Raw genomic sequence first — 14,596 nt, forward strand, 5'->3', positions numbered from 1 at the left:
ATCACAAACTCCCATGTAGCAAGCCATTCATCGAACTTCGTTCAACATCTATAACATTTGAAAAATCTACTGAAAAATGCACATTTGACACACCTTGTGGAATGCAATCCAGCGAAATCGAAGGAATATCTTTGTAATCATAAAATTTAAGTGAATCTACAGATTGCATATAATCATAGCATATGGAACTAATTTCGCTTAAATGCGTTCCAATCGTAGAAACGATTACCTCTTTTAATCTGATTGCAGAATCTCTATCTTTTATTTTATTTATGATTTTTTCTTCTAAATCAAACAAAGAACATCCGGCTCCAGTTTTTGTCATCTGAATCGAGGCTATAATTAACTGAGACCTTGTATTTGGATTCAACTGCTCTATAGCGAACAGATGCGAACGAATCTGTTTGGTTGTTGACTTAACCTCTATTTTATCGGAACCATCATTAAAATCGTATTTATCCATTGGGCTAATATGCCAAGACTTTATCAAATAATCAGGATTACTTGATTGTTCAATTAGAAGCATTTCTGCCCACAGTCCTTGAATTGTTTCGGCAGATATTGTCGGGATATTTGTAAACAAACGTGTTATTTTAGCGAGCTCTATTGCCAACTGCCTCGTTGTCGGTTGTTTCGGAAGTTGTTCTAGAATGAGGGCAATCACATCAAGAAAATATTTTATTAAATCATCTTCTGAATCCTTCATTATAACCATACAATATTTTTTATCTGCAATCAGCTTGTTATTTACAGAAAGATTGCATTTTTGGTTAAAAAGTACGTCAATAATTCGAAGATGTATGTTTGCTACATTTGGAGCATCCGAGCATTCAATGAAAAAAACGGGAGAGCCATTTTCAGAACACCCTAATTTATGTCCATTATTTTTTGAAACTGGCGCTACCTTATAAGCATCTGCAACTTCTACTATAGAGTTTCTTAGTTCATCAAATTTTTGGAATAGGTTAGCCAATTTCATAAATTACGCATCCTCATCTTCTTCGTCGAGCGATATATAATCTTCTCCAATTTTCTCTGGATAATATATTGCAATGTTATACAAGTCAGTCACATCTCTGTATTTTACAGATGATATATCTTTATTCTTAATTAAAATATGATGTAATTGAACACAAATCGTATCATCGGTTTTTACAGCCTTGTCGCCAGGGTAGCTACCATTTGCCGCACGACCTTCTTGCAAGTTATTCGGGATGTCACCATCTAATTTACGCTCGCGCGTATTGCCGCAAGCAATGTCATATACATTCACATATGAGATTTTTCCGTTTTCCGCCAAATAGTTTAAGTATTGGATTGTTGCTATTTTACGAGCTATATTCGGCAAATCAGAATAAACAATTCCTTTGAAGAAGGAAATAAAATTTTCAATAGGGACTTTCGCAACATTATGGTTTCTCATAGGATTTTTATAGTCAAAATCCAATACCCAATTATCTATGCGATTTCTAAAGGTTTCAAACCTTTCCTTATTTTCATTACATTTATACAAAGAGCGAAGTTGCCGCCACCCATTCATCTTGCTTCGTATCAACCTAGAAGACAGGATATTTGCTCTCGTGGGTTTCAACAAGGGGCTCATGACCATTGTTTTGTATTGTTTTGCAAATTCTTTTAACGTCTTACATTGCTTTAAATTTGTTCTCAGCATCTCTTCATGGTCAACATATGCATTAAACTCTCCAATGCTCTTTCGGGAAAGATATATGCGAATAATATCAGAATATTTCTCTTTATACCCAAAGAATCGACAACGCTGTTCAATAGTGTCGGCAGTGGCCCTTCCAACCGGAGATCTAGGCATATAAGTCATTGACAAATGCTCAACCGTAAAACCACGATTCAACATATCTGCACCGACAAGAATATGTGCGCAAGAAGATTTCCAATCAATTTCTTCGTTAGAATTTCCCTGTATCAAATAGGTCTGCCTATTTTTCAATACTTTGGGCATTTTATCTAAGACATCTTCAAAAGAAGGCTTATTTTCGACATACTTTGACATTTCTTCATATGCAGCACGGATTTTCAACTGAAATGCCGGCCACGCAATATCAGAAGGTCCATCGCGAAACATTTGAATCCATTCACTAATGGTATCGTCCGTCCATTGTTTAAATTTTTCATTTGATTTGGTATTACCATCTATGTGAACCATCATCGACAAGTAATCCAATCTTTTCTGAATTCTCACAACAATTGCAACACTCACAAAAAATTGCATTAACGCTTTATCAAATGATTCTGGCTTATCAGGCAATGGATTTCTTCTGCTATGATAGATTTCGTCATCAGGGATTTCTATCACATACTGCCGATTATTACTTTTAAAGAAATATTTTCCTCCAGTATATCCTTTCCCTTCCGTTAAAACTGTATGGTATTGTGGAGAAAGGATGTCATTATTATCAATCAAAAACGCTGCTTGAGGGGTGGCTGTATACTGAACATAAGAGTGGCAAGGTAGGGCATTTTTTAAATTGTTTATACTAGTGTAGGTTTTACTGTATTCATCGTCTTCCCAATCTTCTTTTGTCGAATTCTGCCTTGCATATGTATTAAAACTTGATTGGTCTGCCTCGTCATCAATAATCAACACAGCTTTTTTATCCAAGAGATGTTCAACCTCTACATTTCTTAAAACATCAGACAACGCATTTATATGCTTGTAATGTTTTAAAATAGGCAACAAAAGAGTATAATCTTCTTCTTGGACATAGTCTTTGATTACAGAAACAGAACACTTACCATCAGGAATAATTTTAAAATAGTCACTACTATCTTCGATCATTCTGATATCAGAGCACAATCTTTTGTAGGTCTGATCTTGCAGGTTTGTTTTAGTTCCCGTAAGATAAATAACCATTTTAAACCCGTTATCGGCAGCAAGGGCGGTCAAAACCGTAAACGACATTGTTTTTCCGCTTTGAACGTAACCAACAGCGATATTTGTAATGCAATCATTCTTCCCAGAAAAAATGCAGTGGCTAAGAATGTCCTGAGCCTCAGAAATAAGGATTGCCTTACCATCATCGTCAATATTCTCGAAAGAGTTTACTAAACTTATAGTTTTCGGTCCAACCTTGGGTTTAGTCAAAAAAATCTTTTCATCATCTAATAGGACCTTAATGTATTCTTCACTCATTTTTAGAATCTCCCAATCAGGCTATTCAATTTATTCCTGAAAGCCTTTGCATACGTAGCGTATCCGCTGTCATTCATCAATAATTCTGCTCCAACAATTGATTGAACCAAATGAAGCATTGGACCAGTACATTCTTCGTCCTTTAATATTTCATTATACCTTTCAAAAAAAGGATTATCCATAAACAAACGAACGACGTAGTTTTCATCATTCTCCGCGGACTTTTCTACTGAGTAAAAACTTGGATATCCCTGGAATTTTTTCGAATCGAATTTCAATACTATACGTAGATTCTCCGATATTCATCACCTTATTTACAGGTGCTATCAGCAATTCCACGTTTTCATTTGGCACATCTTCTTTAGTTTCGTCAACAATCAGCCCTTCCGATGGAGTCGGCGGCACCGTGGCAGAAACCACAACTGGCTTAGATAAAGCCTGAGCCATCGCAGAAACTGCTTTTTTCTCGGCTTTTTTAGGATCTTCAACTTTTCTATAATTTTGCGCCTGACCAAAAATATCAAGAGTTTTATCAGATTTTATTTCATTACGTAACTCATCAATAAATGCCTGGAACTGATCATCTTCATTAAAAGCATTTTTTGTAAAACTTACATCAAAGCCTTCAACTTCAAGTTCGCCGAAAATTCTTTTATATTGCGGCGAGCCAATATCCCCGCAAAGAGCCTTGGGCCGATATTTTTCGTCGGAACTCGTTCCAATGGTTCTTCCACGACGGAATAGGAGAAATCCGTTATTTTCAGATGTACTCATCTGATCCAAGACCGCAATAAAACCCTTTACTTTCTGTTTTCCGCCTTGAAATGAATAATCTATATCTAATCGCCATTCAATTGCTTCTCCCCCATTTTTATAATGAGGAGCATTAAGAATTTTAGGCTCATGATAAGCGAGCAATTCACCATTGACGTAAATATCTACAACATTACTCCTAATAAAATGTGAATATATGCTGCTTAGATGCTTCTTTATACCAGAAATTTGTCTAGATGTCGGTTTAAATTGGGATAAATCTGTCAGCGTGATTATTGTATAGTGCTCATCAGCATTTGCAGGCACTTCCTCTACATCAACTGCCGTTTTTTCTTCATCCAACACCTCTTTTAAATCAAACACGAAAGTCTTCTTTAAATCTTCACCCCACGCTTTTGATTCTACAGTCCAATGATTTGACAACCATATTGAAGATACTTTCATTCCCATTCCGAATTCGTTTAACCCTGTCGCATCCAAAGGAATTCTTGCAAGTTCAAAAGCTCTTTGATAGTTTTCTTCTTCTATTCCGAAAGCATTATCTTCTATGCGTATATAATCATCCGTTATTGTAATTTCTACTTTTAGTTTTCCATTAGGATTTAAAGGCTTTAAAATATCAGCATGCCTTTCGAAACTTGATATTGAATTATCAACATACTCCGCAAGAGCATTGTGAGCTTTATTTGATATATGCCTGAAAACTTGATAAACAAGAGGCTTTGTTGCGATGGATACTTTTTCTTTTATCATAGTCTTATCAACCTCTTTGCAATCTTTTTTACCAACTGAACATTGACTGCATTGCCCAAAGCTTCGTATATTCGAGTTTTAGACAATTCGAATTCTTTGTTGCCAAATTTCAGTTTTTGCATCCCTTGCAATTTGGCCGCTTCTTGTACAGACATATACCGACCATAATCATCTTTACCCGGAATTGTAACCCAAGGGAAAATCGGTATTTGCGTACCAACAAGATTTAACGCCGGAGAAAAAGTGGGATTTTTAATGCGGATGCCAGACGCTCTAAATTGAACAATCTTATCCGAAATTATCGGCGCAACATTACCACAGTTCCACTCTAATTTCAAGTGGCTATTATCAAAGTATCGGATCTTTTCCATCCACTCTCTTAACCATTCCTTATTATTTTCGTAAAACTCGCGATTCTGGTTTATGTATCGTATTTTCCATGATGGGAATGTTTTATTCTTAGCTGTTTGAGCATAATTCGGCAATAGTTTCAAGCAGTCCGCAACAGTTTTTCCAAAAACCCGACACCCCAATCGTCCTCTTTTCCCAACAAGTTTTTTTAATTCTTGATAAGCGGGGGCGATATCTTCAAAATCGTAATCCGCTCCAAACTCCATTGCCCAAATAGGAAAGCCAGGTATTTTACCACCGCGACTTGAAGCTTTATCAAGAAACTCTTGCCACACATTTAATTGATTCTTTGTGTCGTATCGCAATAGGGTTACATCAGAATCACTTTCATCTATCACACTTTTAATGTTGCATTCCAAATTTGTTGGCTTGGGAAAAGAAAATTCACCAAAATCACCAAAATCTTTTCGTTGTCCAACGATGTATATACGTTTCCTATGCTGTGGTATGCCAAACTGATGAGGTGATAATATTTCTGCAGTCACATTGTATCCAAGATTATCCAATTTATCTTGGATAACTTTCCAGGTATTTCCTTTATCATGCCCCTTCAAATTCGCAACATTTTCTAAAAAAAGATACTCTGGCTTATGGACTTCAATAATCTTGCAGATATAATCAAACATTGTTCCACGAACATCATTGAAACCTTCTCTTTTTCCGGCCTGACTGAATGGTTGACAGGGAAAGCCACCGCATAATACGTTGTGTGGAGGAATATCTTTCTTTGGGTCGATTTTTGTAATATCGCCCTGTATTTCCATGCCGAAATTCTGTTTATAAATTTTTCGAAGATCTTCTCTCAATTCAGAAGCAAAAACACATTCCCCACCTATAGAAGACAACGCCAGATGAAAACCACCCAGTCCAGCAAATAAATCTATGAATTTGAAAGATTTCTTTCCTTCGCCGTTTTTGCCGACTTTATTTTGAGCCACTTTTCGCTCCGTGTTGAAAGTGAACGAGTTCACTCTCGCGGGAGCGGTTCTGGCCGATTCGCTTGGCCGGGGTGCGGACAAAAAGAAACGGCGGGGAGCCGACTCACTCCTCGCCTAAAAGCGCGACATTTTCAAAAGAATACAATACACCCGCAAAAACCCGAGCGGATACAGTACGCCCAGGGTACACTACGCCCATGCAATCCATGGGCGATGGCGAGTCATTGTCTTATTCTTCCGTTTTTGAATTGTCGAGATTCCAGGTGGGGAACAAGAGCAAAACTCAGCGAGTTCGCTCCCATTCTACATCAATCCAATCTTTTTAGAAAACAAAAAAGGCGTGGAGTTGAATGCACTTACCCACCTGAGGCTCTCGACAGCCTGTACGGAATAAATACAAACAACTCACGCCCCAAAAGGCCGCTTGCATACAGGCAAACTGCTATTAAACAATAGACCATGTAGCAAAACGATGCGGCGGGCATACGCCGGTCGCAGACGTGAGCGTTCGTCTTATTCTTCCGTTTTTGAATTGTCGAGATTCAGGTGGCGAATAAGAGAAAACCCTATTTGCAAGGAAATATAGATTATTCCGCTGTCAAAAGGTGACGCCATGCCCGGAAGGCGAGAAAAAAGCGTAAAAATGCAGATTTCAACCGCCTGCGGGGGTCGATTTTCGTCAAAATTCCCAAAATTTCCGAAAAAATCGCCGATTGTCATAATATGACATTTAAGGAATGTATATTTGCTTCGAGATCACTTTGCCCTGCCTTTTTTGCTTGTAGGCGGATTGGAGTAGAAGATGAATGAAAAAGAGATTGCTGTTCCGAACCTGCTGGAGGAATCGGGCGTAGAAAAGATGATTCTGGTCATTCGTGGCAAGCAGGTGTTGCTTGATCGCGATTTGGCGGCGCTTTACGGGGTGGAAACTAGGGCCATAAATCAGGCCGTCAAACGAAATATGGAAAGGTTCCCGGAAAGGAACTGTTTTCAATTGACAGAACTGGAATTTTCAAATTGGAAATCACAAATTGTGATGTCCAATTCTGAGAAAATGGGCTTGCGTAAGATGCCGTTTGCCTTTACCGAGCAAGGAGTGGCAATGCTTTCAGCTGTTTTGCGTACCAAAACGGCAATTAAGGTGTCTCTCGCTATAATGGATGCTTTCGTGCAATTGCGGCACCTTATGATGGGTAACGGCGGTCTTATCAACCGTCTTTCAAATGTAGAAGCAAAGGATTTGGAACAGGACAGCCGCTTGACCGGTCATGACGAACATCTGCTTGATCATGACCGAAAATTTGACGAACTTTTCGAGGCGATGGACCGTGGCGAACTCAAATCCAAGGGCTTATTTTACAACAACCAGGAGTTCGATGCCTATGTATTTGTCTGCGACTTGATTCGCCAGGCAAAGAAAAGAATCGTACTTGTCGACAGGTACGTGACCGAGAAGACTCTGGCCATGATGCTCAAGCGGGAAAAAGGCGTTTCCGTGACAATCTACACCTATGACAAAAGCAAAGTCCTTGAAATGGACCTAGCCACTTACAACGAACAATATCCTGACAGCCCGATGCAAGTCTTGCCAAGTTACGGAATGCACGACCGATTCCTATTCATAGACGATACGGCTTACCACTTTGGGGCTTCGCTCAAGGATTTGGGCAAGAACACCTTCTTCTTTACGCAGGAAGATTTCACGCTGCAAGAAGTGTTGAAGGAATCGCAGAAAATTCAGGCAGAAAAAGAAAGCTAGGCATTACAAGGTGACAACGTACCCCACCTTTTTTTTGCTTGTAGGCGGATTGGAGTAGAAGATGAATAACGAAAACACGTTTTCGATTTTAATGCGCAATGTGGCAGACCGAATTGCATCCGTTCGAAATCATAAAATCATTTTGGATGCCGATGTCGCTTTGTTATATGGTGTAGAGACAAAGCGAATCAATGAGGCGGTCAGGAACAATCCTGACAAGTTTCCCTCGACATATATGTTCCAGTTGTCAAAGGACGAAGTTGAAATTTTGCGGACGAAAATTTCGTCCACAAATTATTCGGCCAAAAGCAGATCTTTACCCTACGCTTTCACAGAAAAAGGCCTCTATATGCTTGCGACAATCTTAAAAAGCAAGACGGCGATTAACACAACTTTTGAAATCCTTGCGGAACGGGTAAAAAATGTCCATCATGCGACAGTGTCTCGCAAATTCGAAACGCCGCCGGAATTATTGGAATGTATCAAGGGGACCTGGATGCCAAGGATGCACTCTACATAAATCAAATCAATTCGGCCTTCGATAACGCGGTCCATTTTGATTTTCCAGCCATTCGATTCCAAGAAGGCCTTGTATTCTTTTTCGGTCCATTCGTGTGCGAAGCGAATGCCGACAAGGCTCAAGAATTTTTGCCACAAGTTCTTCTTGCCGCCTTCGCGGAAAAAGAAGTTCGGCGCAATCAGCAAGCCGCCATCCTTTAAGACGCGATGAATTTCTTCAAGCGCCTTTTCCGGATTCGGTATAATGTGGAGTGCGTTTGCAATCACGACAATGTCGAAGGAATTGTCCGCAAAGCGTAAAGAAGTCGCGTCTGCAACTTCGAAACTCAGGTTGTCTGGATTCTTCGCCTTGAGTGCGGTTTCAATCATCTTCGGAGCAAAATCCGTTGCCACCACGGACTTTGCGGCAGGCGCAATATGCCGCGCAATCATCCCGGGGCCTGTCGCCAGTTCAAGTACATCTTTGCCCTTGGCGACTTCGGCAATCCGCGCATACAGAAAATCATAAATATTCTTCTGCGTGCGCATCGAAAATTCATAAACCGGTGCGAAAACGTTCCAAATGTTCATACTTACCTCTACCGAGGCAAAATATAGTTATAAGCGACTACCGCATTTTTACGTGCTACGGCGTCATCGAGAAATTCGAACATCGTGCGGTAAGCGAAATCGCGAACGTCCTTACGGGAAAGGAATACGTCGTGCATTCCGTCTTCAACAGTCGCTGTTGTAACATCAGGCCCTAGCTTGGGAGCCCATTTTTCCAGGAGATCCACATCGAGTAAGCAGTCGCAGCGCATGTAGTCTTCGTCCCATTTAACGTTGTTGACCGTGCATCCGCTACGCATCATAAGTATGGGAGACTTGATTTGCATCCCGTTATGGATCCACTTGATTCCCCTTGTGGTCGCGCGAAGGAAACCGAAGTATTGCTGCGGCCATTCGGCGCTCTTTAATTCCGTGTTGAATTCCCATTCGCCTCTTTCAGTCTTCAAAAGAGACGTGTTGTACTTGGGAGATTCTTGTTTTGGAGCCGGCACGTCGGGCATGAGGAGCGCGACGTCCGAAAGAACGGGGAATGCCACATTACGGACAAACCAGCTGTTTTTGTAGTCGAGGAAGGGACTGTTCAAGACAAACGCCGCAAAATCTTCGCTATTGCGTTCGTTCAAGTAATTCGGCGTAATCAAGCCACCGTTGGAATGCGCGATAATGACAAACGGCAGATTGCTCGAAATGGAATTCCCTGCAATCTTTTTACTGAGCGCCACAGCGGCATCCAGTTCGGCATAGTATTCCTTGACGCTCCGCATGTCGGAACGCGGCTCCCCTGCGCGGTACGAACGGCCATTGTAATGCAGGTCTATCGCAAAGAATGCAAACCCGGCAGAATCAGACTTTTCGGCCAATTCTTCTTGGAAAAAGTAATCGTTGTATCCGTGTACATACAAAATAATTCCACGCGGGCTAGAAATCGGCGACACAGCGCGCGGCGAACTCCCGAAGGGATATTCAATTAACGTCGAATGGAAAACCTTGTCGTACGGATTCACCTCAATCGGATAAATCGTGTAAGGAGCGCCAAGTTCCGGATCTACCGCTTTTTGAGGCAGGGCATTGTTGACAATAGTCTGCAATGTGGCTGTTGTGAGAGGTTTGCTGTAAGCTTCATCCCGCTTCTTTTCTTTGCTGGCGGCAAGGCAGGCGTTAGCGGATGTGGCAGAAAGAAGTGCGACCAAGGTCGCGGCAATGAGTGTTTTTGTCCTATTCATGCCAATACGATAAAAAATCGTACAAACTAACTCTACTCCAATTAGGCCAAACAAAATCCGCTATACATTCAGCATAGCAGCAATCAATTTTTCTTGATTGCCTTGCAGCAGATACTGTTCCGCGATTTTTCCGTGTTCCATGCGAATCACGGACTGGCAACAATTTAGAATGAATTCGGGATCGTGCGTAATCACGAGCAACGTTTTTCCGCTTGCAGCAAGTTTTTGGAGAGTTGCCGACACGGCAAGCATCTGCTTGTAATCCAGGCCGCTGGTGGGTTCGTCGAACACGACAATTTCGCGCCCGCTAGAAACGCCACTGCCTATAGCTACGCGTTGTTTTTGACCGCCCGAAAGCGCCATCGGGTGGCAGCTAGCGTATTCTTTCAGGTTGAGCCGTTCAAGGATTTCTAGGGCAGAATTTTCATCTTGCGGATTCATGCCTAGCAAGATTTCGTCAAGGACGCTTCCTGTAAACAGTTGGTGGTTCACGTCCTGCATAATCAAGTACGCCCCGTACTTACGCGTCTTGCGTTTTTGTCGCCAGGTTCCGCGGAGCCCGCACAACACCTGGGCAAGCGTCGATTTTCCGGCACCATTGTGGCCGATAATGGCGGTGATTTGATTGCGAGGGAGTGAAAGCACTGGGATGTCTAAAACCGGAAATTTGCGGTTGTAGGCGAAATGGAGGTTGTTGAAAAGCAATGTCTCTTTAAGAGATTGCTTCCCCTGAAACGAGTTCAGGGTCGCAATGAAACCTTTCTTGTCATGCCCGCGCAGGCGGGCATCTTCTGTTTCACCCAGTTGTTTCAAGTTCATGCAGCGCAGTCCGAGGCTTGCTGCATATTCCGGGCCTTTCGCTTCGAGTTCCGCAGGAGTCCATTCGTGCGCAATACAGCCATCTTTTACATAGCAAATCCGGTCTGAAATGTCGCGCAGGTAATGGATGCGGTGCTCCACGATAACAACGGTCTTGCCGCGAGATTTCCAGAACTTGATGATTCCGGCGAGGTCCGCGACGGTTTTCAAGTCAAGATTAGCCGAGGGCTCGTCGAGAACGAAAATTTCCGGATCGGTCGCAGAGACCGAAGCGCAGGCGATTTTCTGCTTTTCCCCGCCAGAAAGGTGGAAGATATTTCGGCCCGCCAAATGTTCTATGTGGAATTCCTTCACGACGCGATTCACGCGTTCCCTGATTTCCTCCGGATCCATTCCCAAGTTTTCGCAGCCAAAGGCGACTTCACTGTCGGTATCGATGTTGAAAAATTGCGAACGCGGATTCTGGAAAACGGAACCCACGTGCCTTGAAATTTCTGCAAGCGTCATGTCGGCGGTATTCTTGTCGCCGAGCAATACGTCGCCCGCCATCGTTCCCGATTGATAAAGCGGAATAAGCCCGTTGATAAGCTTTGAAATAGTCGTCTTTCCGCAACCCGACTCCCCCACAAGCACAACGCATTCACCAGACTTAATTTCGAAATTCAAGTTCTTGATGACGGCATCGTCAAGAGATTCTGCGTAGGAGAAGGAAACGTTTTTTAATGTGATAGTCATTTCTAACAAGCAAGGAGATTCCCGCCTTCGCGGGAATGACAATTAAGTGACTGACCGAGAACAGAATAAAACTACAACCGCAATACAATAAACAAACACGGCAACATCTTGAACGCGGAACCCGATTTTGACAATGCAACTGCGTCTCGTTTCTGGAGAAAGTCCGCGCGTCGTCGCCGCCACCGAAAGTTCATCCCCGATTTTCGTGAGCGACACCAGCAACGGAATAAGTCTGTATTCCAAAATGGCAAGCGGGTTCTTTAATGTCCGCAGGCTGAACAGGCGAATACCCCGCATGCGCATTGCATTCCCGATATCGCGGGCTTCATCGAATACGGTCGGAAAAAAGCGAATCATCACCGCTAAGGGAATCGTCACTTTGTTAGGAATATGCATCTTCGACATTCCCGCCATGAACTCGTTCACCTTGGTGGTCGTCATGACATAGTAAAAAATAACGCTTATCGGCATCACATGCGAAACAAGCATCATCGTCGAGACAAACAGCGTGCCCGCCAGCCCGACATCCATCGTTTTTAAATAATCAAAACTGAATGCAGATATTGCGTACAAGAAAGAAAAGAGCAGGGAAAACCGCCATCTTTTTTCAAGCACCAATAAAACTGCCGGCAAAACAACAATCATGGCGCCGTAAATCACTGGTGCGGAAAGAATGATACTGTTCCCCGCAATCGTTAAGAACAGTTTTGTCCGAGGGTCCAATTTCACCGGGCAAGACCGATCCGTTCAAAATGCTTTTTCATGATGCGGCGGGCCACGAGTCCACCGATAACGGCACCCAAGATGCCGAAGGTGTAAATTCCGACCAGGGGCCAGATACTGTTAGAAAGTTCCGCTAGCTTCGCAACGTAACCTTCGTCGCACATGCCACGGGTATATTCCAGATATTTCTCGGTATAAAGCCAAAGCGGAAGCATCATCGAAGAACTCATTAGGCTCAAGACAATGTTTGCCATGTACAAGCCGGCAAAATTTTTCCCTATGATTTTCAGAATTGTTCCCGACAGTAGCCCAACTGCAAGGCTTATCGCAAACATGATAACGCTCTGGCCCATCACCAGCATTGCTCCCCCGAAAATGCCGCAAAAAAGCATACAGCACAGGATAGGTCTTTCTATTTTCGAATAGAACAGGAACATGGGAACGCTCGTCACAAGCGCAATGCTCGCGGTCGAAAAAACAATAAGGGCGGGAATGTAGCCGATGCTCGACGACATAAAACCAAGCACGATATAAAGCGCCGCAAAAATGCCCACGTTCACCAGGTCGCGGACCAACGTATTCGATGTTTTTTTTCCGGTCGATCTTACATTACTCATAAAAGTCTCCAATAGCAAACAAATGCACGCCAAATAGAGTTTTTTGATGCGCTTTTTTCTACTCCATTTAGACAGAAAAAGGACCGCGGCTTTTTGCCACAGTCCCTTTATTGGGCATTCTATGAAGTAATTAGAAACTGAATACGGTTTCAAGACCGAAGCGTAGCGCAGTATCGTCCTCGTTATCCTGCACGGGAATATCCACCATGCCGAAGGCCGTGATTTCGAGGTTTTCCACCGGTGTAATGTAGGCGCGGGCACCGACATCGAACGTAGCGGCGGAATCATCGTCATCATCCATTGTATTGGTGTGGTATTCTACAGGAATGCCGAGCTTGATAAATTCGGCAAGCTTGAAGGCGGGTTCGGCATACACGAAGAAGTATTCCGGAATTTCGCCGTTATCAAGGTCGCTCGCATCTTCGTCGGCATCGCCCCTATCGACAATGGCATAGAAGGCGGTCGTCTTGATATCGAACATACCCACTTCAAAAGTCGGCTCGACCAAGAAGGCGTGGGCAGTAGAAGTCCAGTCCTGACCATCGACCACATCGCCGTCGTCACCCAGGTAATCGGCATGGAAGCCGTACACGGCCCTAAAGCCAAAGCCACCGATATTCAGGCCCGCCTCGACACCGGCATGGAATTCGTTGTGCTGAGCCATCTGGAAGCTCTTGTAGTCAACGAACGGACGCAGGTGCTGACCGGCGATATCGAAATCGTAGGCAGCGTGAATGTCGTAGACCTTTGCGCCTTCGTCATCGGCAAAGTCGTTATCGCCACGACCAAAACCGAAACCGAGCACGAGGCCCGCCAAGTCAATTTCAAGACCGCGAATATCGTGTTCCTTCATGCCCGCAGCATTGTCGGCCGGATCATCGTAGCCGTAGTAGGCATTGAACGCCCCTTCCGAGAAGGTCAGGTCACCCAGCTTGACGGCGAAGAAATCAGCCGGCTGGTACTGAACGTAGGCACCGTTATAGACAGCGGCAGGGCTATCCGTTTCGCCATCGGCTTCGAGGCCCACGAATGCAGACCACTTTTCGTTGAACTTCACTTCCACATTCAGGTCGAACGTAGATGCGTATTCATGGTTCAGGTCGTCATCGTTCAAAACGTCGCCCGTATAGGCATCGAATTCGACTTCGCCAGAGAACTTGACTTCCATGTTGGCGGCAGAAGTTGCTTCACTCATGCTCGCCTTGAGCATGTCGAGAGCGTTACCTGCAGCGGCAGCAACTTCACCGGGGTTCGTGTTTTCGGCAGGAGCCTTTTCTTCAGCGGGAGCCGGTTCTTCGGCCTTTGCCTGTTCTGCGGCGGGAGCTGGAGCAGCCTGTTCTGCAGGTGCTGCGGCAGGGGTTTCCTGTGCAGGGGCCGGGGCAGCTTGGGCAGGAGCTTCAGCAACGGGGGCTGTAGCAGGGGCTTCGGCAGCAGGGGCGGCTTCCTGAGCGAATGCAGGCATCGCAAACACGGAGGCGGCTGCAAGGCCGAACAAGAGATTAGACGTCAAACGGTTTTTCATTTTTTTCTCCCTTGACGGATTAATTTTCTGTTTTTGTAACACTCCGTCAGGTTTTTTACAAATAGTGCTACAAAAACGCTTGGCTATC

13 protein-coding genes are annotated in these 14,596 nt (G+C 43.6%); 2 read left to right on the top strand and 11 right to left on the bottom strand.

Annotation, left to right across the window (positions count from 1 at the left end):
• Position 1: 1 nt before the first annotated feature.
• The 5 genes from BUB22_RS00395 to BUB22_RS16540 all read right to left on the bottom strand — a co-directional run bounded on the left by BUB22_RS00395 (position 2) and on the right by BUB22_RS16540 (position 6,762).
• Positions 2–979, bottom strand: coding sequence for a PD-(D/E)XK motif protein (locus BUB22_RS00395; protein WP_073113448.1), 978 nt, complete (start codon positions 977–979; stop codon positions 2–4).
• Positions 980–982: 3 nt separating this feature from the next.
• Positions 983–3,166, bottom strand: a complete 2,184-nt coding sequence (locus BUB22_RS00400; RefSeq protein WP_073113449.1) for a Z1 domain-containing protein — start codon at positions 3,164–3,166, stop codon at positions 983–985.
• 207 nt (positions 3,167–3,373) lie between these two features.
• Positions 3,374–4,693: an ATP-binding protein gene (locus BUB22_RS00410; protein ID WP_073113451.1), complete on the bottom strand. Its 1,320-nt coding sequence runs from the start codon at positions 4,691–4,693 to the stop codon at positions 3,374–3,376.
• Entirely contained in the window at positions 4,690–6,042 is a 1,353-nt protein-coding gene (locus BUB22_RS00415) for a DNA cytosine methyltransferase (protein ID WP_073113604.1), read from the bottom strand. The genes BUB22_RS00410 and BUB22_RS00415 overlap by 4 nt, the downstream gene beginning before the upstream one ends.
• 513 nt (positions 6,043–6,555) lie before the next feature.
• On the bottom strand, positions 6,556–6,762 hold the full coding sequence (locus BUB22_RS16540; RefSeq protein WP_073113452.1) for a hypothetical protein: 207 nt from the start codon (positions 6,760–6,762) through the stop codon (positions 6,556–6,558).
• Positions 6,763–6,844: 82 nt separating this feature from the next.
• Between BUB22_RS16540 and BUB22_RS00425 the strand changes: the two genes are divergently transcribed.
• Entirely contained in the window at positions 6,845–7,801 is a 957-nt protein-coding gene (locus tag BUB22_RS00425; RefSeq protein ID WP_073113453.1) for an ORF6N domain-containing protein, read from the top strand.
• 91 nt (positions 7,802–7,892) lie between these two features.
• Complete coding sequence (locus BUB22_RS17270; protein WP_139258658.1) at positions 7,893–8,321, top strand: ORF6N domain-containing protein; 429 nt, start codon at positions 7,893–7,895, stop codon at positions 8,319–8,321.
• On the opposite strand, the gene BUB22_RS00435 is transcribed toward BUB22_RS17270, so the two are convergent.
• The 6 genes from BUB22_RS00435 to BUB22_RS00460 form a co-directional block, all read right to left on the bottom strand.
• Positions 8,231–8,890, bottom strand: a complete 660-nt coding sequence (locus tag BUB22_RS00435; protein ID WP_217650338.1) for a class I SAM-dependent methyltransferase — start codon at positions 8,888–8,890, stop codon at positions 8,231–8,233. The genes BUB22_RS17270 and BUB22_RS00435 overlap by 91 nt on opposite strands.
• An 8-nt stretch (positions 8,891–8,898) precedes the next feature.
• Positions 8,899–10,092: an alpha/beta hydrolase gene (locus BUB22_RS00440; protein ID WP_083535290.1), complete on the bottom strand. Its 1,194-nt coding sequence runs from the start codon at positions 10,090–10,092 to the stop codon at positions 8,899–8,901.
• Between the two features lie 60 nt (positions 10,093–10,152).
• On the bottom strand, positions 10,153–11,646 hold the full coding sequence (locus BUB22_RS00445) for an ABC transporter ATP-binding protein (protein ID WP_073113455.1): 1,494 nt from the start codon (positions 11,644–11,646) through the stop codon (positions 10,153–10,155).
• A 42-nt stretch (positions 11,647–11,688) separates the two neighbouring features.
• Complete coding sequence (locus BUB22_RS00450) at positions 11,689–12,375, bottom strand: energy-coupling factor transporter transmembrane component T (protein WP_073113456.1); 687 nt, start codon at positions 12,373–12,375, stop codon at positions 11,689–11,691.
• On the bottom strand, positions 12,372–12,986 hold the full coding sequence (locus tag BUB22_RS00455; protein ID WP_073113606.1) for an MptD family putative ECF transporter S component: 615 nt from the start codon (positions 12,984–12,986) through the stop codon (positions 12,372–12,374). Before BUB22_RS00455 ends, BUB22_RS00450 begins: the two co-directional genes overlap by 4 nt.
• A gap of 130 nt (positions 12,987–13,116) precedes the next feature.
• Positions 13,117–14,508 (bottom strand): hypothetical protein, encoded by a 1,392-nt coding sequence (locus BUB22_RS00460; protein ID WP_139258641.1) that lies wholly within the window; start codon positions 14,506–14,508, stop codon positions 13,117–13,119.
• Positions 14,509–14,596 lie beyond the last annotated feature (88 nt).

The organism is Fibrobacter sp. UWCM (assembly GCF_900129735.1).
Classification (GTDB): Bacteria; Fibrobacterota; Fibrobacteria; order Fibrobacterales; family Fibrobacteraceae; genus Fibrobacter.